The sequence below is a fragment of the Metallibacterium scheffleri genome, from assembly GCF_002077135.1.
Taxonomy (GTDB): Bacteria; Pseudomonadota; Gammaproteobacteria; order Xanthomonadales; family Rhodanobacteraceae; genus Metallibacterium; species Metallibacterium scheffleri.
The window spans coordinates 1,603,970-1,623,573 of record NZ_LDOS01000002.1 but is presented as its reverse complement, the minus strand read 5'-3'; the positions used below and the strand labels follow the sequence as shown (position 1 = coordinate 1,623,573).

The following is a 19,604-nucleotide window of genomic DNA, read 5'->3' as shown; positions in this document are numbered from 1 at the left end:
ATGGCTTGCATGTCAGCGCGCTCCGGGAAGATGCCGTGCATGCAGGCGCGCGGGCAGAAGCGACAGACGCATCAGCATGAATGCGGCGGGCAACGCGATGAACCACGCCACGGCCAGCGCGGCCAAGGCGGCACCTTCGCCCAAAGGAAATTTGACCACGCCGAATCCGCGCGCAGCCCCCAGGTAGCTCAACGGCGCGCCGACCGCACCAAGAATTCCGGCCAGCAGTGGACGTTCGTGGAGAAATCCAAGTCCATCACGCAGCGTCAGCGCAAAAGCCAGCCAGATCATCACGATCCATAATGGCGCCAGCGCCGCCGATGGCCATGGTGCGGCGTAGCTCATCAGTCCAGTCGCCGCGAAGCCGGAGTCAACTAGGAAACCCAGTGCACCCACGGTTAGCATGTGCAGCAAATCCTCACGCCAGCGTGTGCGCGTGCCGATGATGAATCGCAACGGGATGAAGCACGCCAATGCCAGCGGCGATGACCACAACCAGCCGTGCTCGGCCCCCATCACGCACGCGAACCAGAACGCCTGATAAGCGATCCACAGTATCAGCGCGCGCATGACACATCCACGGCAGGCAGCCAGGGTGAAGTACGCGCGCGCGGTCGATGCAACAGCATTTGCACGTCACCCAGTGCGCGCTCGCGGAATCCGGCTTCGCAATAGGCCAGATAAAATTCCCACATGCGGATGAAGCGCTCGTCATAGCCCAGCGCGCGCACCTCGGGGAGACGAGCGAGAAAGCGCTGGCGCCATGCTTGCAAAGTCATGGCGTAGCTGGTGCCGATATCCTCGAGATTGACCAGTCGCAAATCGCTGGAACGAGCCAATGCGCCGCTGAGTGCGCTCACGCAAGGGATGAAGCTGCCTGGAAAGATGTGTCGCTTGATAAAGTCAACCTCGCGCAGTGCCTTGCGATAGCGGGCATCCTCGATGGTGATGGCCTGTAGCAGCGCCGCGCCGTGCGGCTTCAGCAGCTCGGCGATACGCGCGAAGAAGCGGTCGAGATATTGGTGCCCGATCGCCTCGACCATTTCGATGGACACCAGCTTGTCGTAGTGTCCGTCGAGGTCGCGGTAGTCCTGCAGCACTACCTCGACGTGCTGTGACAGGCCCGCGTCAGCAACACGAGCACGCGCCAGATCATATTGTTCGCGCGATATGGTCGTGGTTGTGACATGGCAGCCATAGTGACGTGCTGCATGGATTGCAAATCCACCCCAGCCAGTGCCGATTTCCAGCACATGATCGGTCGGAGAAAGTTCGAGCTTGCGGCAGACGCGATCAAGTTTGCGCCAGGATGCGTCCTCTAGAGCCTCGCCTTCGTACGCATAAATGGCGGACGAGTACATCATGTCGCCAGACAGGAACAGCTCGAACAGCGCGTTGCCCAGGTCGTAGTGCGCCGCGATGTTGCGTCGGCTGCCTTGGCGTGAGTTTCGGCGCAATGCGTGCCAGAGCTTGAGCAATGTTCCAGCCACGCGAGCGCTGCCGCTATCAAGCGTATCGAGACGATCGCGATGCCGTACCAGCATCCGCATTAGCGCAACAAGGTCGTCACTGCGCCAGAGCCCGTCCATATAGGCCTCACCGGCACCAATGCTGCCTTGTGTGGCCACGCGCAGATAAAACGAAGGATCGAGAATATCGACACGCGCCGTCAGCGGTTCGACGGCATGCGCGTCGCAGCGTCCAAGAATCATCATGCCTGCAGCATCGTTGATGCGTAGCTGGCACTCGTCGATGTCGCCGAGCATGCCGAGCAAGCGGTCACGCAGCTTGCGCACGATGAAGCTCATCTGCGTGTTCGCAGTGGCTTGCGGGAGGTCGGTGCTTTGCGTGCTCATGGACTACTCGTGGCCACGGGGTCGTGTACGCGGTTGCGCGGTTGCACCGGCGCGATCGTGCACCGGGTTGCGTCGCAGAAAGATCAACAAGGCCTGCCAGTGAATCGCGAGGATCACCTTCATGGTCATGGCCGGATAGCGCAGCAAGACGCGCGCGAGGCCGCGGCCATCCAGTGCTTGCCGCTGCAGCTTCAAGCTGGCGTCGAACTGATGCTGTCCTTGACGCAGTACCTTCATGTGCACCAGCAAGTCTGCGCCCGGCGGTGTCAGCGCCCACGCGTAATCGCAATCCATCGGCATGAAGGGCGAGACATGGAAGCGCTTGGCGAAATGCCAGTGCAGCGCGCGCCCATGGATTTGCGCGTTGACAATCTGCAGAACGTACGCGTGGCGCTCGCGCCATGGCGTATTGGTGATTTCAGCGACGATGGCTTGCAAAGTCTGCCCGTCCTCGGCATAGCAGTAGTAGAAGCTGACCGGATTGAAGACGTAGCCAAAGTAGCGCGGATGTGTCAGCAGCCGGATCGGTCCGCGCGGATAGACCTGCGTTGCGCCGAACACGCGCAGGCGTACCGCTTCGTGCAGCGGAATGTCGATCGGTCCGAGGTAATCCTCCCGATGGAATGCAGCCAGATTGCTGCGCTCGTTGGACCACAACAGGCGTCCATCGAAAACGTGCTCGATTTCGTCAAGGTCCAGATACAGCATGGCCACGCGGTAGCGAAATGCATGTGCATGGGGCTGCTCACGCCGATGCTGTACCCAACCGGTGTAGATCGCGCTGTGCAGCAGGGATGATGTCGGCAGCACCGTTGCAGATCGGTCTTGCGTGGCCGTGTCGGCGGTATGTTGGAGCCGTGCGTTCATGACGCGGACACGCGCTGCGCGTCGTGATTGATGCGCTGGCTGGATGCGTTCTGCAGCGCTGTGGCGGGTACTGCCTGCAGTGGCCAGTGTATGCCCAGCGCATGCGCGATCTCGGTCGCGCTGCGCAGCCCGTCCTCATGAAAGCCGAAGCCCCAATAGGCACCGGCGTACCAGGTCTTGCGTTGCCCCTGGATCTCGCCCTTGCGCGCGCGTGCCGAGACCGACACATGGTCGTACACCGGGTGTGCGTAGCGCATGCGGCGCAACACCCGTGAGGGGTCGATGCGGTGGCTGCTGTTGAGGCTGACGCAAAATGGCTCTGCCGAGTCCAGTGACTGCAGCAGGTTCATGCAATACGTCACCATGCGGCTTTCTTCCGCTTGCTTTGGCAGCAGCACATTCCATGCTGCCCACGCCTTGCGTTGCCTGGGCAAGAGCCGCGCGTCGGTATGCAGCACGGCTTCATTGGTCTGATAGCCGATGGCGCCGAGGATCGACTGCTCGCGAGCGTCGGCATCAGCCAGCAATGCCAGCGCCTGATTGCTATGGCAGGCCAGCACGACTTGGTCGAACTCTTCGTTGCCTGCGGCACTGCTGATACATACGCCGCGCGCATGGCGCTGCACGCGCTGCACCGGACAGGCAATTCGCTCGTCTACGGTCCATTGCGCACGCAGCGCGTCGACATAGCGTTGTGAGCCGCCCTGCACGACGCGCCACCGTGGCCGGTCCAACACTTGCAGCATGTGGTGGTTAGCCATGAAACGTATCAGGTAGCGGATCGGAAAGCGCAGGATGTCGCTTCCAGGCGATGACCACAGCGCTGATGCCATCGGCACCAGATGTTCGTCGCGGAATGCGTTGCCATAACGCTGGTCCCGCAGCCATTCGGCCAACGTCGGACCTGCGCCATCGTCATCCTGTTCAAGCAGCGCCGGTGCCTCGCGATAAAAGCGGACGATGTCGCGCATCATGCCGATGAAGCGTGGCGAAAGCAGATTGCGGCGCTGGCAAAACAAGGTGTCCAGCGAAGTTGCGTTGTATTCGAGGCCGCTGGCTTCATTGCGCACCGCGAAACTCATCGTGGTCGGTTGGCTGGCCACACCCAGCTCGTTCAGCAGGTGCGTGAGCAGCGGGTAGTTCTGCGGATTGAACACGATGAAGCCGCTGTCGATGGCATAGCTGCGCCCAGCCTGCACGATTTCGTGCGTGTGTGTGTGACCACCCAGATAGGCATTGGCCTCGTACAGCGTCACTTCATGCTCGCGTGACAGCAGCCAGGCGCTGCCCAACCCCGCGATGCCCGAGCCTATGATCGCGATGCGCATGCGCTCAGCCCCGCCCCAGGCGGCGCAAGCCTGCGGGGACCGGCCGCAGATCCCAGATCAGACCGCATGCAGCCAGCAGGCGCAATCCGTAGTAGGTCAGATCGATCTCCCACCAGCGAAATCCCTGCCGCGCAGCACCCGGAAAGTGATGATGGTTGTTGTGCCAGCCCTCGCCGAAAGTCAGTAGCGCCAGCCAGAAATTATTGCGGCTGTCGTCACGCGTGTCGTAGCGCCGGGTACCGAACTTGTGGGCCAGCGAATTGATGGTCACGGTGACGTGAATCAACACCACGGTGGAAATGCAGAAGCCCCACACCACGAGCTGCGCACCGCTGGTATGCAGTTGGGGCGCAGCGTGTTGCAGCCATAAGCCCAGGGCGAACAGACCTGCAGCCAGCGCGATCGGCACGGCGATGTCGAAGCGATCAAGCCAGCGCAGCTCGGGATAACGACGCAGATCCTGTACTGCGCTCAAGTCTGGCTGGAAACCCGAACGGCTCAGAAACCAGCCCATGTGACTCCACCAGAAGCCGCGCCGTGGCGAGTGCGGATCACGCTCGGTATCGGCATGCTTGTGGTGATGGCGATGATGCGCCGCCCACCACAGGGGGCCACGTTGCACCGCACTGGCGCCCAGTATCGCGAACACGAGTTGCGCTGCGCGCGAGGTGCGAAACGCGCGATGCGCGAAATAGCGGTGATAAAACCCGGTGATCGCGAACATGCGCAATACGTAGAGCTCCAGCGCGACCAAGACTGCCGTCCATGACACCCCCACCCAGATGACCGCAAGACACGCCACGTGCAGCGCGACAAACGGCAACACACGCAGCCAGTCGATGCCATGATCGGCGGTAATCCCGGCACCCTCGATCGGGGCGGTGTCGAACCACTGCCGCAACACAGTCCATATGCGTGCGATGGGTCTGGATGTTGGCGTTGGCGTGGAGAAGGATGGCATGGCGATACCTTGCGGGCGAACCGGAGTGTCCCGGCAGGCAAGTGAAGACCCGGTGAGATGGTGGCCCGCGCTAAGTCAGCCATGACCCAGTGCTAGGCTGTGCGCCATGTCTGACAGTGATCGCTTGCGTGATGACCGACGCGCCGCCAAGCCCGCGCGAAACGCCGCCGCAAGCGCCGTGCCTGCATCGCGCCGCGGATTGGCGCGCGAGATATCGCGGCGCGGCCTGTGTTCGCGCGCCGATGCCGCCACGGCCATACGCGCGGGACGGGTTTGCGTCGATGGCCGCTGTATTCGTGATCCTGAGCACCCCTGTGGCGCACATGCACGCATCGAGATGGATGGGCATCCCGTGCTGCCAGGTGAGGGCATTTATCTGGCACTGAACAAGCCGCGTGGATTGTTGACCACGGCGCGGGACGAGCACGGCCGCGACACCATCTACGCGCTGCTGGCAGATGCAGGCCTGCCATGGCTGGCGCCAGTAGGACGCCTGGACAAGGCCAGCGAAGGACTGTTGCTGGTGACCAACGACAGCGCGTGGGCGGCAGCGTTGATTGATCCCGCGCGACACGTGCCAAAAACCTATCGCGTGCAGGTACGCGGCGTTCCGGATGCTGCCGCGCTGGCACGCATGCGCACCGGAATCAGCGATAACGACGAACATTTGGCCGTACGCGAGGTCGCGTTACTGCAAAGTGGTGGTCGCACTGCTTGGCTGGAATGTGTGCTTGATGAGGGACGCAATCGCCATCTGCGACGACTGTTTGCGGCGCTGGATTTCGAGGTGCTGCGTTTGTTGCGCGTGGCAATCGGGCCGCAGGTCCTGGGGGATCTGGCGCGTGGGGCCTGGCGCCGGCTGGACGCGCGCGAAGTGGCCGCGCTGGCTGCCGCTGCGGGGCTTACAGCCAGCCGAGCGCGCGTAGCGTCATCACCGTCAGCAGGCCGAAAATTCCCAGCAGCAGCAGTGCCCGCACGCGCCCCGTCCAGCGCCCGCCGCGGTGCGCCTGGCGCACGCTGAATTCCAGATTCGCCATGAGGCGCTCGGCGGGCGCCGCGATGCCCATGCCACGCAGCAATTCGCGTGCGCGTGGCAGGTCATCGGCATTGGCAACCCAGACCTTGGGCCAGGATTGAACATCGTTGTCGCGAAAGCTGGGCCGGTTGTAGCTGGCGCGCTGATACACGGGTCGATCGGTCACGCGCGTCTCGATGCCATGTTCGCCGAGCAAGGCTACCATGCGCTCGATGTTTTCCAGCCGCGGCGATGTATAGATCTGGCGCATGCTCAGCCTGGCCGGTGCATGCGCAAAAGGCCTTCCTGCGCGGTCGAGGCGACCAACCTGCCGTCCCGCGCGAAGATCATGCCGCGCGCCAGTCCGCGTGCGCCCTGTGCACTGGGGCTGTCGCAGCTGTACAGCAACCATTCGTCGACGCGAAATGGCCGATGAAACCACAGCGCATGATCGAGACTGGCCATCTGCACCTCGTGACTGAGATAGGAAATGCCGTGCGGTAGCGTGGCCGTGCCGATCAGGTGGAAATCCGAGGCATAGGCCAGCATCGCGCGCTGTAGCCGCGCGTCATCCGATGCGTGTCCATCCAGACGGAACCATACCTGTTGATAGGGCGGGCGCTTGCTCGGGCGCAACTCATCGCGCGGGTACACCGGGCGAAACTCGAACGGCCCACGTCGCGTCAACCAGCGCTGCATTTTTTCCGGCAACTGCGCAAGTTCCTCGGGTGAAATCGTCGCTGGCGGCTCCAGATCGTCGGGGCCGGGTACTTCGGGCATGGACAGCTGATGCTCGAAGCCCGGTTCGTCGATCTGGAACGAGATCGAGCCGTTGAGGATGGGTTGCCCATGCTGGATGGCGAGCACACGGCGCGAAGAAAAGCTGTGCCCATCGCGCAGGCGCTCGACCTGGTACACGATGGGCGCATTGATATCGCCGGCACGCAGAAAATAACCGTGCAGCGAGTGTGCAATGCGCGCGTCATCCACCGTTTGCTGCGCGGCGGCCAATGCCTGGCCGAGCACCTGGCCACCAAACACGTAGCGTGTTCCGATATCGCGGCTCTGGCCGCGAAACAGATTGTCTTCCAGGCGCTCGAGGCTGAGCAGCGAGGTCAGTTCATCGGCCAGAGCCTGGGACATGGCGGGCTGCGTGATAGGCGGGATCACGAGTATAGCGGTGCGCTGCACTCATTCCGTGGATGTGGTGAGCCGCTGCCGCAGTGCCGCGCACAAAGCTTTGCCCGCGGTCGGCGTGTAGGGTATGCGCGTGCCGTGGCCCCAGACTGGTCCCGGCCATGCGGCGTCACCGATGCGGCGCGCGACCAGATGCACATGGAGTTGGCGTACGACGTTGCCGAGCGCGCCCACGTTGAACTTGTCGCCGGGCAGTTCTGCGTGCAGCGCTGCTGCTGCCAGATCCAGCTCGGCAAGCAACTGCATGCGCGCATCAGCATCGAGATCAAAAATCTCCTGCAGCGCGGCGCGGCGTGGAATCAAAACCAACCAGCCGAACCGCGCATCGTCCAGCAGCCGCACCTCGCACAGCGCGAGCTGTGCGACGGGCAGGGTGTCAGCCGCCAGACGCGCATCGAGCGCGAATAGGCCGGCGGCAGCGGTCATCGCGGCGTGTCCCTGGCGCGTTCAGCCGCCAAGCTGCTTGGCGAAGAACGCCAGCGTGCGTGTGCGCGCCAATTTGGCCGCAGCAGCATCGAAGCTCGCGCGCACATCGCAATTGAAACCATGGTCGGCGTCGTATACATAGAACTCGGCGGTCGGGTTGGCGGCGCGTACTTTCTCGCGGTCCCCGGCACTGATATGTGCATCCTTGAGGCCATAATGAAACATCAGGGGCGCCTTGGCCTGCATGCCGACTAGCTGCGTATTGCGCCCGCCGTAGTAACTCACTGCCGGCATGCCCAGCTTGATCGCGGCCAGGTAGGCGATGCTGCCGCCCCAGCAGAATCCGACCACGGCGATCTTGCCGGCGCTCTTGATCGCCTCGGCTGCGCTGGAGACGTCTTCGAGCGGCCGTTCGAAGCCAAGTTCGCTGATCAGCGCGATGCCCTTTTTCATGCCTGCTTCGTCATAACCCAATTCGACGCCGGTTTCGAGGTGGTCGAACACGGCCGGTGCGATCGCCAGGTAGCCATCGGCCGCGAAATCATCGACCACGCTGCGGATATGCGGGTTGACGCCAAAGATCTCCTGTACGACGACCACGCCGCCCTTGGGCTTGCCTGCGGGTTTGGCCAGATACGCGCCGATGCACTGCGTGCCCGTGCTGCCGATGTTGATGAACTCGCCCATGAGATGACTCCTGCATTGATCAAAACACAAGCCTAAGGCCTGACCTCGCGAAGTCAACGCCAAAAGCGCAGCGCCTGCATGCATTGACCTTACAATCGTGCTCTGTGTCTTTGCGCTGACCCCATGTCCCGTTCCGACCCCGCCATTGGTTTTGTCAGTCTCGGTTGCCCCAAGGCACTGGTCGACTCCGAGCGCATCCTCACCCAGCTCAGAGTGGAGGGCTATCGTATTGTGCCGAGCTATGCGCAGGCCGATGCCGTCGTGGTGAATACCTGCGGCTTCATCGACAGCGCGGTGCAGGAATCGCTTGATGCCATCGGCGAGGCCCTGCACGAAAACGGCAAGGTGATCGTCACTGGCTGTCTGGGAAAGCGCAGCGAGTTGATCCGCGAGGCCTATCCCGGGGTGCTGGCGATCAGCGGGCCGCAAGACTATGCCAGCGTCATGCAAGCCGTGCATCGAGCGCTGCCGCCGCGACGCAATCCGCTACTGGACATCATCCCGGATACCGGCATCAAGCTCACGCCCAAGCACTACGCCTACCTGAAGATTTCAGAAGGCTGCAATCATCGCTGCAGCTTCTGCATCATTCCATCGATGCGCGGTGATCTGGTCAGCAGGCCGGTGGATGAGGTACTGATCGAGGCGGAGAAGCTGGTCCGCAGCGGTGTGCGTGAACTGCTGGTGATCAGCCAGGATACCAGCGCCTACGGCGTGGACGTGAAATACGCCGCGCGCGAATGGCGCGGGCGCAGCTACCGCACGCGCATGACCGAGTTGTGCGACGGTCTTGGTGAGCTTGGCGCATGGGTGCGGCTGCACTATGTGTATCCGTATCCGCATGTGGACGAGCTGATGCCGCTAATGGCCGCGGGCAGGCTGTTGCCCTATCTGGACATTCCGTTCCAGCACGCCAGCACGCGCATCCTCAAGCTGATGAAGCGGCCAGGCAACATCGACAAGACGCTTGAGCGCATCACCCGCTGGCGCAAGGTGGTACCGGAACTGACGATTCGCAGCACCTTCATCGTCGGCTTCCCGGGCGAGACCGACGCCGAGTTCGAGTTGCTGCTGGATTTTCTGCGCGCAGCCCAGCTGGATCGTGTCGGGGCCTTTGCCTATTCGCCTGTCGATGGCGCCCGCGCCAACGAGTTGCCCGCCCCGGTACCCGAAGAACTCAAAGAAGACCGCCTCGAACAATTCATGGCGGTGCAGGCCGGCATCAGCGCCGCCAAGCTGCGGTGCCGGATCGGTCGGCGCTTGCGCGTGCTGGTTGATCACGTCGATGCTGACGGCGTTGTCGCGCGTTCGACCGCCGATGCCCCCGAGATCGACGGCGTGGTGCGCATCCGCGATGGCCAGCACCTGCGCCCCGGCGACTTCGCCGAGGTGATCGTCGAAGGCGCGGATGCGCATGATCTGGCGGCGCGCTGTGCCGCCGGGGGCTGATCGGCAGCATCCGCCACCGCGCCACTGCGCCCGCTTTTCGCATGGGCGGACTGACAGCGAGCCACTGTCTTTGGCACAACGTCCTACGCTCAGCGATTCGCGGAGCGAGGACGCGCGCCTGCGGGAAAGGTCACTGAAATCGCGCGTAAGCCAGACGTATATGACGCATCGCGGCAATCTGGCCGTGCTGCAGATCATGCGGATGGGTGCCATGCGCAAGAGCGCGGCCAGTAGCTGAATGGCAGATCAGCAGGCTGCGCCACGCCAACATTACGGATTGTAATGTTTCGGGTTCAGGATTAGGGTTGCTCTCCCCACGCAACGCATAGGCGCGCTGCCGGCTCGGGGAGGATGGGGAGAATGGCCATGGCTTCGGTGCATCCGGTCGCACGCGATTTCGTGCATTACGGCGCTTTCGCGCCATCAGTGGACAAGGCCTTGCGCGATGCCGGCTGGAGGCGCGTCGAGGTCGAGCAACTCGACCATGTACCCGAAGCGCTGCGGCGCCACGATGCCCACGTCGCACTGCTCGATCTGGGTGCCGGACAGGCGCCGATGCTGCGCCGGGTCGAGCGTTTGATCGCATCGCATCCATCCACCGAGTGGCTGGCCCATGTCAGCGAGCATGCATTGACCGACAAGCACGTATGCGAAGTCATCTATGGCAGCTTTTTCGATTTCTGCACGCAACCGGTGGACATCAATCGGCTACTGGCTGCGCTAGGACACGCCTGGGGCATGGCCAAGCTGGGGCCGCAAGCCGCCAATGCCGAGCAGCAGGCCGCGCTGGGGCTGGATGGCATGGTCGGTGCCAGTGATGCGCTGGTGGAGATGCACGGTCAGGTGCGCAAGCTGGCCGCGGTCAACGTACCGGTGCTGATTACCGGCGAATCAGGTACCGGCAAGGAAGTCGCGGCACGCAATCTGCATCGTCTGTCAGCGCGCGCACGCGGTCCGTTTGTCGCAATCAACTGCGGCGCCCTGCCGGAAAAACTGGTGCAGTCGGAGTTGTTTGGTCATGAGCGTGGTGCATTCACTGGCGCCAACGCGCGCAAGATCGGCAAGCTGGAGTCGGCCCAGCAGGGCACGGTATTCCTTGATGAAATCGGCGACCTGCCACTCGACGCGCAAGTCAATCTGCTGCGTTTCCTGCAGGAAGGCACCATCGAGCGTATCGGCGGCAATGAGCACCTGCGCCTGGATGTGCGCGTCATCGCCGCCACGCATGTCGATCTGGAGCGCGCCGTGGCCGAAGGCCAGTTTCGCGCCGATCTCTACTACCGACTCAACGTGTTGCGTCTGCGGATGCCGCCGCTGCGCGAGCGCGGACAGGACGCCGAAATGCTGGCGCGTTATTTCCTCGAGCGCTTCGCGCGCGAACATGGTGTGCGTGCGCGTGGTTACAGTCGCGAGGCGCTCGATGCCATCAGCCTGCATCCATGGCCAGGCAACGTCCGCGAACTGATGAACCGCGTGCGTCGAGCAGCCGTGCTCTGCGATGGCGGATTGATCCACGCGCAGGATCTTGAGCTGGAAAGCGATCTGGCAGAAGGCCGCTGCGCGCCCTCACTGGATCATGCCCGCGAGCAGGCCGAGCGCGAATTGATCCAACAAACGCTGCGCGAAACGCGCCACAACATGAGCGAGTGCGCGCGGCGTCTTGGCATATCTCGCGTCACCCTGTATCGGCTGTGCAAGAAGCTGCAGGTATCTCTGGGCAGCGCTGCCTGAGAGCCGCAGATGCGCATCCGGCAGCGCGCAACGCGCGCGGGTTCATGGCGCACTGACCACGCCGGCATCGCGATAAGTCCCACCGGTTGATTCCGCACGTTGCGCTGCGTTGCTCCGCGCGGCGGGGCTGCTCGTGAAATCGCCGACCATCCATTTTTCCGAGTCCCGACGTTGCGCCAGCGCCAAATCAGGGCTTCGTGCTGGCGGCGGACACGTTGTAATGATTTCGCGAGATGCCTGTTTCATGGCTGCTACAGCCGGTTCGAGGACGCGCACAAGCAATCAGGCCGTTCCCTCGCGATAGGCATTCGGCAGGCGTATCAAGATCGAGACACTGGCCACCGACTCCGCTAGAAAAAAATGAACAACTATATGATTTATATGGTTTAAATTTATTGGCATCAAGCTTGCTTGAAGACATGGGCGCAAGGAGAGTGCCGTGATCAAGTTCCCTCGAATATTCATCAGTTCGGTGTTGTTGCTGGCTCTGCTGCTGGTATTGAGCGTGTTGGCGCTCCCGGTGGAAGCCGCGGGCGCCCGGCGCGGCGTCAATACCAAGCCCGGCGAGTTCGTGTTGGTGCGCGCCGTGCCCGATCGTCACGCGACACGCATGCAAGCGCCGGGGCTGGCCACCATCATTGACCCCAGCGTGCGCCCCGAGATGCGCGACATGCTCGGCAATCTCGAGTTGGACGACGCGGCGTATGCCGCGATCAGCGGCGCAGCGCCGGGCGCCGTGGTCGAAAACGCAGTCGGCGGCGCGCTGCACGGCGCGGATCTTCTGCAGAGCGGCTCCAGTAGTGGCCGCGTGCCGGCGATCAACTCAGGTGGCCCGGGCGGTGTGCTGGGTAGCGTGGGTGGTATCACGCGCAGCATCGGCAATCAGATCACGGGTGCCTTGCAAGGCGCTGGCGTGATCAAGGGTGGCGGCTGATGGTCCGCCTCTTCGCTGTTGCATGTGCTCTGCTGATGCTGGGTCTCTCCACCGCCAGGGCCCAGGACGGTTACGCTGAGATGTTGCGTTATCTCACCACCAGCAGCATAGGTGGCAATGCGCTGGCCGGCGCCAGTGGCGCGATTGCGGTGAATCTGGCCGCTGGTGACAGCAATCTTCAGTCGAACGCAGCGGCATTGGCCATCGGGCCGCTTGCAAATGTCCAGATCGAACAACGCCAGCGCATCAGTGCGCTGAGCGCCAGCGTGCCCGACGCGATGGTCGCCGACATCAGCGGCAACGCGTTATCCGGCGCGCGCGGGCTGATTTCCATCAATCAGGCCAGTGGTATCGGCAATCGCGAGGCCAACGCCATCGCGGTCGCCGTATCGCTGGCGCAACAAGGTATCGAGGAGCAGACATCCAGTACCTGGCTGGCTGGCCTCGGCACGCAAACGAACGGTGCCGCGGGGGGCCGTTCGCAAGCCAATCCATCTTCCTCGCCACGCTCGGCGTCCGTTGCGGGTACGGCGTTGCGTGGGGCGGAGGGGGTGGTGCAACTCAATCAGATCGCCGGGATGGGCAATACCGCGGGCAACCGCCTGCTCATCACGGTTGATCTGCCACCCCGTTGAAAGCCTGAAACCATTCCAACGACAGGAGATGCATCATGCGTAACTTGAAACGAAACCTGCTCACGCTGGCCATTCTTGCTGGTGCCGGCAGCATTGCGCCAGCGGCGTTCGCGCAGGAAGGTCCCAGCTGCGGTGGTACTTGCACCGTCAATACGACGGTGAACTACACCCTCGACCAGCAAGACTGGATCCGCAACTATCTGCTCAACGCGAGTGCCTATATCTACGGCGACGTGCAGTACTACGAGAACGTCGACATCAATACCGACACCTCGATCCGCCGCGTGCGCATGAACAAGGATCTGAGCCTGCTGACCGATGTCTCGATCACCGGCAATCCGACTGTCAGCGGCGCGATCAACACCGACTCAGCGGCGATCGCCGTGGTGGACAACCGCCAGCACAATGTCGGCAACAATGGTGAAAACTATCTGCTGGCCAACGATGCGTCGATCGCTGACGACGCGGCCCAGAATGCACAGGGCAATATCGGCCTGAACGTGGCAGCGGGCGACAACAACCAGCAGCACAACGCGGCCGCATTGGCGGCGGCGGACGCTTCGTTCGCCTTCACCATGGCCGACTCGGAGGTGTTCGTCGAGCAGGTCAACGCCGCCAATACCACCGGCAACTTTGGCCAGACCAACATGGCCAACCTCGGTGGTAACGCACTGCAGAATGCGACGGGCAACATCGGCGTCAACATCGCAGCGGGCAACAACAACCAGCAGCAGAACAACCTGGTGGCTTCGACCGGGACCAACAGCATGGCCACGGCCTCGGTCAACAGCAAGCAGGATTCGGGCGGCAACTACACGCTCAACGAGGGCTATACCCAGCAGTTCGTGGACTTGATCACAATCAACTTGACCGGCACGGTGGGCGGCAGCGGCGAGGGTGGCCAAGTGATGGGTACCTCCATCGGTACCTCGGACCAGCGCTACAACATGTTCCCGGACAATTGGGGCGTGGCGCAGGGTGAAACGCCGACTTCGGCGCATCCGACCAATGGCCCGTGGCTGGGCCACACTGACTGGGATACCAGCACACAGGGCACCGACATCAACGGCAACCCGATCGTGCGTACCCCGGGCAATGATCCGATGGATCCCAGCAACGACGGTGGTTCGCTGGTCATGAACAACAACGATGAAATCACTCTTGAAGAGATGAGCGCAGCGTTGTCAGGGCAAATCGTTGACTACAGCTATGTCGCGGTGATGAGCACCAACACGGCCTCGCTGAGTGGCTCTGCGCTGCAGAACGCGCAAGGCAACATCGGCGTGAACATCGCTTCAGGCACCGGCAACCAGCAGGCTAACTCCCTCGCGTTGGCAGTCACCCAGGCTTCTTCGGGTGGCGGCAGCAGCGGTGGCGGGGCTGAGTAATCGCTGATTGATCGACGTATCCGGCGGGGCAGTTCGCTGCCCCGCTTTTCGATCGAATCCAGCGAATCGAGCCTTCATGGACGCCAAAATTCCGTTTGCCGTGTTGTTGGCTTGCCTGCTTGCACCGGGCGGTAGCGGCTCCTTCGCACGCGCGGCCGATATTCGCTTCGGCAACGTGCAGCCTACCGGCGAGGTGTATCGCGCCAAGGTCACCAGCCTGCGCGAGGCGCGCTTCACCGGCATCGTGCCGCAGGCGACCGACTTCAGTTGTGGTGCGGCGGCTCTGGCTACCTTGCTCAAGTACGCCTACGACATCGATGTGAACGAGTGGACGGTGATGGCCGGCATGCTGGCCAAGGCCGATCCAGGCAAGGTCGAGAAACAAGGTTTCTCGCTGCTGGATATCAAGCAATACGTCGAAGGCCTGGGCATGCGCGGCCGTGGCTACAAAGTGTCCGAGCCGCGCCTGCGTAGTTTGCGTGTGCCCGGCATCGTGCTGCTGGACACCAAGGGCTACAAACATTTTGTTGTGCTCAAGCGCATCGCTGGTGATCGCGTGTATCTGGCTGATCCCGCGCTGGGCAACAAGACGCTGGCATTCAACGATTTCATGGCCGCCTGGCCTTCCAAGGCGGTGTTCGTGGTGATCGGTTCGGGCTTCAATCGCAATTCGGTGTTGCTGGATGCCAAGGGTGGACCCAGCGCGCGCACGCTGCTGGGTTCGCGTCAGGGCCCGATCACCGATGCCGAACTGATCGATTTCGGTTTCACCAAAGCCGACCTGTTCTGAGCGCGCGCAAGCAGTCGCAGCGTGCAGTCGAGTCGACGCAGCACAACTTGGAGATCCACCATGCGCGGCATTCCGACTTTGATTGTACTGGCTCTTGCCACGGTCCTAGCCTTGCCTGCAGCAGCCGATGAGGGCTTGCTGGGCGAACGCGTGCCCACCGCTACTCAAGACATCCAGCCCATATCCGATCCTGCCCTCGATGCCATGCGCGGGCGCTTTGTCACCGGCGCCGGACAGGTGCTTTATTTTGGCGTCGAGATGCTGTCCACCTGGCACAGCCCGGATGGACGCGTACTCAGTGGCAGCGCATTGCTCAGTTTCGATTTTTCCAAAGGCACGCCGCAGGTCAGCTTCGTGCCAACCGTCAGCATCGTGCAGGGCAGCTCTGGCGGTGTGCTGGTCGACACCAGCCATCGGACGATTGATGCCAGTGGCTTGGATAACGTCAGCGGTATCGAGCAAGGCATCCAGATCGTCGGCGACTTCAACAATGCTGGCAACAGCACCGAGCTGCACCTGACCAACACCCTGCCCACAGGCGCGGGCAACGGCGTCGGCGCCAACACGGCATTGAGCATGGACGGTGCCAACGCCAGTGCGGCGCTGCAGGCAGACGGCATGGCGGTGACGCTGGGAATCGATGACCAAGGCAGCCTGCGCCAGATGATCCGTGGCGATGCATCGGGCAATGGCGCGGTGCTGCAAACCGTCGCTCTGCTCGGCGATGGACATGACGTATCCAACCAATTGCGCATCACCCTGGTGCAGCCGATGCAGGGTTCGAGCCAGTTGCTGCAACAGAGCGTGGCGCAGGCGTTGGGGCAATTGAAGGGCATTGGTGGGCACTGAGTCATCAACACATATGCGAGCAACACTCTACAGGGGACGACGATGACCATGCGCAAGATCAAAACAGGCGCGTTGTTGGCATTGGTGGCAGTGACACTCGCCGCCAGCGCATCAGTAGCGGCGCAGCAGACGCAGCAGGCCGGAGGTACCGCCGCCGCCGAGAACACCCAGGACATGCAGGCAATCACCCGCGAGATGCAGGCACTCAAGTCGCGTTACGCTGACGAAGTCCGCAAGCTGCGCGAGTTGGAGATCCGCTTGCAGGCGCTGACCGCGCGCGTGCAGGCGCAGGAGGGCGTGGCGCGGGTACAGGCTATTCAACAGGGGGGCAAGCCCGCAGCCACGACTGGCGTGGCAGGTATTGGCGTGGCGGCGGGGGCGGCACAGGCAGCAACCGCGACCAGCAGCAGTGAAACGCTGGTCAGCAGCGAGGGCAGCACGCGCCAGGAGCCCACATCGCGCAGCGTCGAGGATGTATTGCAACAGCAGCATGTGCTGTTTAACCAGCCATTGACGCTCGAAGTCGGCCTCAACTACGCGAGATACGACCGCAAGCAACTCACGCTCAACGGGTTCCTCGCCCTCGACGCGATATTCCTTGGCAGCATCGCGGTCGAGGATGTCGCATCCGACACATTCACTTATACCTTTGCCGCGCGCAAAGGCATCACCCGCGACCTTTCCGCCAGCATCGAAGTTCCCATGGTGCAGCGCTGGACCACCTACCAGAAAGGCGGTGCCGGCGGCTCAGCGGCCGCTGTGGCCGAGGCTGGCGTGGGCGGTGATGTGGCCATCGGTGATGTCACCGCAGGCGCAAGTTATCGCTTGTTTCCAGAGACAACCGCGCGGCCTGAAATCGCTCTCAATGCCAGCGTCGGCATGCCCACCGGACAGGCGCCTTACGGCATTCCATGGACCGTGCTCGAGCGCGACAACGACGACTTCATCCGCTTCGCTGTGCCGACCAAACAGCCCACCGGGCAGGGCGTCTGGAGCATCAACTTTGGCGCTTCGATGTTGAAAACACTGGATCCGGCAATCCTGTTCGCCAATGCCAGCGTCACCCATACCTTCAAGAAGCACTTTTCCGATCTGGATAACAGCCCGGATACGGTCAGCCCGGGCAAGGTCGACCTCGGCAACGCGCTCAACTACGGTATCGGTGTGGCTTTTGCCTTGAACGAGCGCATGAGCCTGAGCATGAGTTTCTCGGAGCGGCTCAACAGCAGTGCCAGGATTCGCCCCGATGCTACCGGCGTGTGGCAAGGCATCATCGGCAGCTCCGGCAACGCTGCGACATTTGGCATCGGCATGACCTATGCGCTCAGCGAAAGCATGACTTTTGTGGGCAATCTGGGTATCGGCCTGACACCCGACGCACCGGATTTCAGCATCACCGCCAAGTTGCCGTTCACGCTGTGACATGTTTCAGCGCGCGTGCCCCTGCGACCGACCCGTTGCGGAAGCCACACCTGCGGGCACACACGACGTGGTGTTGCTGGTGGAGACTCAGGGGTCCCGCGCGATTTACAGCGGCAAGGGCTGCCAATGCGCACTCAGCATACTCATTGGCAAGCAGATCGTCGGATCTGCATGTGGATAACCGCACGGCTGCGTTGTGGCAATTCCAGCCACAGTGCGAACCGGTTGATCGATCCGGGTAGAGGATTCTATGACCGCGATACTTTATGAACGCCTGGGCGGTGCGCCCGGCATCGCTTCTCTCGTTGACGATGTGATCGCCGCGCATCTGGTCAATCCCGTCGTCAAAACCCGCTTCGAGAACATCAAGGATCTGCAGCACGCCAAACGCATGGCGCGCGAATTCTTCTGTTCTGGATCTGGCGGCCCGGAAGCTTACACGGGCCGGGACATGCTCGCGGCCCACAGAGGCATGAATATCAGCGAGCAGGAATACCTGGCGGTGATGGACGACATCGTCGGGGCGATGGAAAAACACGGACTGGATGCGGACACCCGCAACGACGTGATCGCCATCCTCTATTCGATCAAGCGCGACATCATCCGCGTGTGACAGGCTCGCCAAAGTTCAGCGGGTCGTCTTTCGGCGCTCCGCTGCGTGATCCAAGCTCAGGCTCCAGGGTGGAGCAGGACGTCCCATTCGGACTGTCCTGCAAGACACGACATGCACGGCGTTCCGTGCCGCCGCTGAACCGAAGCGTTTGCCGACAGGCGTCGGCGGAATGAGGAACTCGAAATGAAAGCACGATATGCATCATGCGTGGTCGCATCCTTGCTTTTCGCAACGATCGCGGCGGCGGCATCAAACCTCAATCTTTCCAAGAGCAACATCTATCGACTGACCTATTCCAGCGAACTCGCGGGCCCGATCCAGGTGCAGGCGATGCTCGCGGAACTGGATCAGATGGGGCCTGCCGATGTCGCGAAGTTGAAGCTGTGGCTGCCTGCCAATTTCAAGCGCTTCGGCATCGCAGGTGAGCGGATCAGGAAGATCGTCGTCTTGCCTCGTGGCCGGAGCATGAAGGAGACAGGAATTGTTCTTTTGACACAGCCCGATGATGAGGCGGCGGCGATCGCAGTCACGGTCAAGAGTAGCAAGTCCAATGTTTCCGACTGAGAGGCCCGGCAAGGTCGATGCCGATCTGCTGCGAGAGTAATGGGCGCACTCCTGTCTGGATTGTTGCCCCTCGTGAATTTCGCGTGCCCTGCGTGGCGACGTCCGAAGTGATGTGTGTATCGTGGCGCAGGCTTCGCGCTGTGCAAGGCGCGGACACGATGCTGCGTTTATGGTAGGCGGGGCGCAGACAAGGATGTCGGCAACGTGCACATCAATGCTCGCGCCCCGAGGCATGTGTGCCATGCGGCGCGGCTGACGGATCGAGCGTGGCGGCGACGATCAAGCGCAGCGCAGCGGCGATTTGTTCCAGCGCCATGCTCGGTGCACTGCGCCGTTCCAGCACCTGCGCCGGAATGAATGGGATATGCACGAAGCCCGCGCACGCCTCGGGCTGTCTGCGCAGTTCATGCAGCAGCACATACATCACCTGATTGCACACAAAAGTTCCGGCGCTGTTGGATATCTCGCCTGGAATGTCCGCGCCATGCAGTGCGGCAAGGCAAGCATCCAGCGGCAGACGGCTGAAATAGGCCGCCGGGCCGCGTGCGATCACCGGCATGTCATGCGGCTGCGCGCCATCGTTGTCCACGATGCGCGCATCGCACACATTAATCGCCACGCGCTCCAGCGAGATTTGCGCGCGGCCACCGGCCTGGCCAACACAAATCACCACGCGCGGTTGTAGTTCGCGCAGGGCATCACGCAACACTACCGGCGCACGGGCGAACGAAGTCGGCAGTTGCCTGGCAATGAGGCGATGCCCCTGCATGCGCGCACCATGCAGCGTGCGCACGGATTTCGATGATGGATTGATGTACTCGCCGCCGAAGGCATCGAAGCCGGTCAGCAGCACGCAGGGCAGGGAATGGTTTGCAGACATGATTCAAATTCT

Annotated in this window: 20 protein-coding genes and 1 pseudogene; 11 read left to right on the top strand and 10 right to left on the bottom strand. The window is 62.3% G+C overall.

The features are described 5' to 3' along the window. Nucleotides 1-12 precede the first annotated feature (12 nt). The 5 genes from Mschef_RS12675 to Mschef_RS12655 form a co-directional block, all read right to left on the bottom strand. The gene (locus Mschef_RS12675) at nucleotides 13-570 is read right to left on the bottom strand and encodes a DUF2878 domain-containing protein (RefSeq protein ID WP_081128948.1); all 558 of its coding nucleotides are present in this window, start codon (nucleotides 568-570) and stop codon (nucleotides 13-15) included. After that, nucleotides 558-1,808 (bottom strand): SAM-dependent methyltransferase, encoded by a 1,251-nt coding sequence (locus Mschef_RS12670; RefSeq protein WP_242426520.1) that lies wholly within the window; start codon nucleotides 1,806-1,808, stop codon nucleotides 558-560. The genes Mschef_RS12675 and Mschef_RS12670 overlap by 13 nt, the downstream gene beginning before the upstream one ends. A 51-nt stretch (nucleotides 1,809-1,859) precedes the next feature. Continuing rightward, nucleotides 1,860-2,648 carry a DUF1365 domain-containing protein gene (locus Mschef_RS12665; RefSeq protein ID WP_136256428.1) on the bottom strand — a complete coding sequence of 263 codons (789 nt, stop codon included), beginning with the start codon at nucleotides 2,646-2,648 and terminating at the stop codon, nucleotides 1,860-1,862. A 71-nt stretch (nucleotides 2,649-2,719) separates the two neighbouring features. After that, nucleotides 2,720-4,051: an NAD(P)/FAD-dependent oxidoreductase gene (locus tag Mschef_RS12660; RefSeq protein WP_081128943.1), complete on the bottom strand. Its 1,332-nt coding sequence runs from the start codon at nucleotides 4,049-4,051 to the stop codon at nucleotides 2,720-2,722. A 4-nt stretch (nucleotides 4,052-4,055) separates the two neighbouring features. Beyond that, nucleotides 4,056-5,012: an acyl-CoA desaturase gene (locus Mschef_RS12655; protein WP_081128941.1), complete on the bottom strand. Its 957-nt coding sequence runs from the start codon at nucleotides 5,010-5,012 to the stop codon at nucleotides 4,056-4,058. A gap of 106 nt (nucleotides 5,013-5,118) precedes the next feature. On the opposite strand from Mschef_RS12655, the pseudogene Mschef_RS12650 reads away from it, so the two are divergent. After that, a pseudogene (locus tag Mschef_RS12650) lies at nucleotides 5,119-5,934 on the top strand (pseudouridine synthase); the annotation flags it as partial. Here Mschef_RS12650 and Mschef_RS12645 read toward each other — a convergent pair. Genes Mschef_RS12645 through Mschef_RS12630 form a run of 4 tightly spaced genes read right to left on the bottom strand, consistent with a single transcriptional unit; the run spans nucleotide 5,915 to nucleotide 8,337 of the window. Further along, the gene (locus Mschef_RS12645; RefSeq protein ID WP_136256421.1) at nucleotides 5,915-6,298 is read right to left on the bottom strand and encodes a putative signal transducing protein; all 384 of its coding nucleotides are present in this window, start codon (nucleotides 6,296-6,298) and stop codon (nucleotides 5,915-5,917) included. The pseudogene Mschef_RS12650 and the gene Mschef_RS12645 sit on opposite strands and share 20 nt — an antisense overlap. Nucleotides 6,299-6,300: 2 nt before the next feature. Beyond that, complete coding sequence (gene tesB / locus Mschef_RS12640) at nucleotides 6,301-7,170, bottom strand: acyl-CoA thioesterase II (protein ID WP_081128937.1); 870 nt, start codon at nucleotides 7,168-7,170, stop codon at nucleotides 6,301-6,303. 48 nt (nucleotides 7,171-7,218) lie between these two features. Beyond that, nucleotides 7,219-7,650, bottom strand: a complete 432-nt coding sequence (locus tag Mschef_RS12635; RefSeq protein ID WP_081128935.1) for an HIT domain-containing protein — start codon at nucleotides 7,648-7,650, stop codon at nucleotides 7,219-7,221. Between the two features lie 21 nt (nucleotides 7,651-7,671). Then, entirely contained in the window at nucleotides 7,672-8,337 is a 666-nt protein-coding gene (locus tag Mschef_RS12630; protein WP_081128933.1) for a dienelactone hydrolase family protein, read from the bottom strand. A 123-nt stretch (nucleotides 8,338-8,460) separates the two neighbouring features. On the opposite strand from Mschef_RS12630, the gene rimO reads away from it, so the two are divergent. From rimO to Mschef_RS12570, 10 genes are all read left to right on the top strand, one after another. Beyond that, the gene (rimO, locus tag Mschef_RS12625) at nucleotides 8,461-9,786 is read left to right on the top strand and encodes a 30S ribosomal protein S12 methylthiotransferase RimO (RefSeq protein WP_081128931.1); all 1,326 of its coding nucleotides are present in this window, start codon (nucleotides 8,461-8,463) and stop codon (nucleotides 9,784-9,786) included. Nucleotides 9,787-10,152: 366 nt separating this feature from the next. Further along, nucleotides 10,153-11,517, top strand: coding sequence for a sigma-54 dependent transcriptional regulator (locus Mschef_RS18145; RefSeq protein WP_081130020.1), 1,365 nt, complete (start codon nucleotides 10,153-10,155; stop codon nucleotides 11,515-11,517). 439 nt (nucleotides 11,518-11,956) lie between these two features. Beyond that, the gene (locus tag Mschef_RS12610; protein ID WP_136256422.1) at nucleotides 11,957-12,451 is read left to right on the top strand and encodes a hypothetical protein; all 495 of its coding nucleotides are present in this window, start codon (nucleotides 11,957-11,959) and stop codon (nucleotides 12,449-12,451) included. Between the two features lie 35 nt (nucleotides 12,452-12,486). After that, nucleotides 12,487-13,086: a hypothetical protein gene (locus tag Mschef_RS12605; protein WP_081130019.1), complete on the top strand. Its 600-nt coding sequence runs from the start codon at nucleotides 12,487-12,489 to the stop codon at nucleotides 13,084-13,086. Nucleotides 13,087-13,121: 35 nt separating this feature from the next. Then, entirely contained in the window at nucleotides 13,122-14,474 is a 1,353-nt protein-coding gene (locus Mschef_RS12600; protein ID WP_081128925.1) for a hypothetical protein, read from the top strand. A 76-nt stretch (nucleotides 14,475-14,550) separates the two neighbouring features. Beyond that, the gene (locus tag Mschef_RS12595) at nucleotides 14,551-15,264 is read left to right on the top strand and encodes a C39 family peptidase (protein WP_081128923.1); all 714 of its coding nucleotides are present in this window, start codon (nucleotides 14,551-14,553) and stop codon (nucleotides 15,262-15,264) included. A 60-nt stretch (nucleotides 15,265-15,324) separates the two neighbouring features. Beyond that, nucleotides 15,325-16,113, top strand: coding sequence for a hypothetical protein (locus Mschef_RS12590; protein ID WP_136256423.1), 789 nt, complete (start codon nucleotides 15,325-15,327; stop codon nucleotides 16,111-16,113). A 48-nt stretch (nucleotides 16,114-16,161) separates the two neighbouring features. Continuing rightward, entirely contained in the window at nucleotides 16,162-17,535 is a 1,374-nt protein-coding gene (locus Mschef_RS12585; protein WP_081130018.1) for a transporter, read from the top strand. Between the two features lie 250 nt (nucleotides 17,536-17,785). After that, entirely contained in the window at nucleotides 17,786-18,148 is a 363-nt protein-coding gene (locus Mschef_RS12575) for a group I truncated hemoglobin (protein WP_081128917.1), read from the top strand. Nucleotides 18,149-18,331: 183 nt separating this feature from the next. Continuing rightward, nucleotides 18,332-18,712 carry a hypothetical protein gene (locus Mschef_RS12570; RefSeq protein WP_136256424.1) on the top strand — a complete coding sequence of 127 codons (381 nt, stop codon included), beginning with the start codon at nucleotides 18,332-18,334 and terminating at the stop codon, nucleotides 18,710-18,712. Nucleotides 18,713-18,923: 211 nt separating this feature from the next. On the opposite strand, the gene pcp is transcribed toward Mschef_RS12570, so the two are convergent. Continuing rightward, nucleotides 18,924-19,592 (bottom strand): pyroglutamyl-peptidase I, encoded by a 669-nt coding sequence (gene pcp / locus Mschef_RS12565; protein WP_081128913.1) that lies wholly within the window; start codon nucleotides 19,590-19,592, stop codon nucleotides 18,924-18,926. Nucleotides 19,593-19,604: the final 12 nt, after the last annotated feature.

Bases quoted from the DNA above. Each gene is read 5' to 3' on its own strand.
- pcp (WP_081128913.1), bottom strand. From the start codon at position 19,592: ATGTCTGCAAACCATTCCCTGCCCTGCGTGCTGCTGACCGGCTTCGAT.
- Mschef_RS12670 (WP_242426520.1), bottom strand. From the start codon at position 1,808: ATGAGCTTCATCGTGCGCAAGCTGCGTGACCGCTTGCTCGGCATGCTC.
- Mschef_RS12575 (WP_081128917.1), top strand. From the start codon at position 17,786: ATGACCGCGATACTTTATGAACGCCTGGGCGGTGCGCCCGGCATCGCT.
- tesB (WP_081128937.1), bottom strand. From the start codon at position 7,170: ATGTCCCAGGCTCTGGCCGATGAACTGACCTCGCTGCTCAGCCTCGAG.
- Mschef_RS12655 (WP_081128941.1), bottom strand. From the start codon at position 5,012: ATGCCATCCTTCTCCACGCCAACGCCAACATCCAGACCCATCGCACGC.
- rimO (WP_081128931.1), top strand. From the start codon at position 8,461: ATGTCCCGTTCCGACCCCGCCATTGGTTTTGTCAGTCTCGGTTGCCCC.
- Mschef_RS12635 (WP_081128935.1), bottom strand. From the start codon at position 7,650: ATGACCGCTGCCGCCGGCCTATTCGCGCTCGATGCGCGTCTGGCGGCT.
- Mschef_RS12570 (WP_136256424.1), top strand. From the start codon at position 18,332: ATGAAAGCACGATATGCATCATGCGTGGTCGCATCCTTGCTTTTCGCA.
- Mschef_RS12605 (WP_081130019.1), top strand. From the start codon at position 12,487: ATGCTGGGTCTCTCCACCGCCAGGGCCCAGGACGGTTACGCTGAGATG.
- Mschef_RS12645 (WP_136256421.1), bottom strand. From the start codon at position 6,298: ATGCGCCAGATCTATACATCGCCGCGGCTGGAAAACATCGAGCGCATG.
- Mschef_RS18145 (WP_081130020.1), top strand. From the start codon at position 10,153: ATGGCTTCGGTGCATCCGGTCGCACGCGATTTCGTGCATTACGGCGCT.
- Mschef_RS12600 (WP_081128925.1), top strand. From the start codon at position 13,122: ATGCGTAACTTGAAACGAAACCTGCTCACGCTGGCCATTCTTGCTGGT.
- Mschef_RS12660 (WP_081128943.1), bottom strand. From the start codon at position 4,051: ATGCGCATCGCGATCATAGGCTCGGGCATCGCGGGGTTGGGCAGCGCC.
- Mschef_RS12630 (WP_081128933.1), bottom strand. From the start codon at position 8,337: ATGGGCGAGTTCATCAACATCGGCAGCACGGGCACGCAGTGCATCGGC.
- Mschef_RS12675 (WP_081128948.1), bottom strand. From the start codon at position 570: ATGCGCGCGCTGATACTGTGGATCGCTTATCAGGCGTTCTGGTTCGCG.
- Mschef_RS12595 (WP_081128923.1), top strand. From the start codon at position 14,551: ATGGACGCCAAAATTCCGTTTGCCGTGTTGTTGGCTTGCCTGCTTGCA.
- Mschef_RS12585 (WP_081130018.1), top strand. From the start codon at position 16,162: ATGCGCAAGATCAAAACAGGCGCGTTGTTGGCATTGGTGGCAGTGACA.
- Mschef_RS12590 (WP_136256423.1), top strand. From the start codon at position 15,325: ATGCGCGGCATTCCGACTTTGATTGTACTGGCTCTTGCCACGGTCCTA.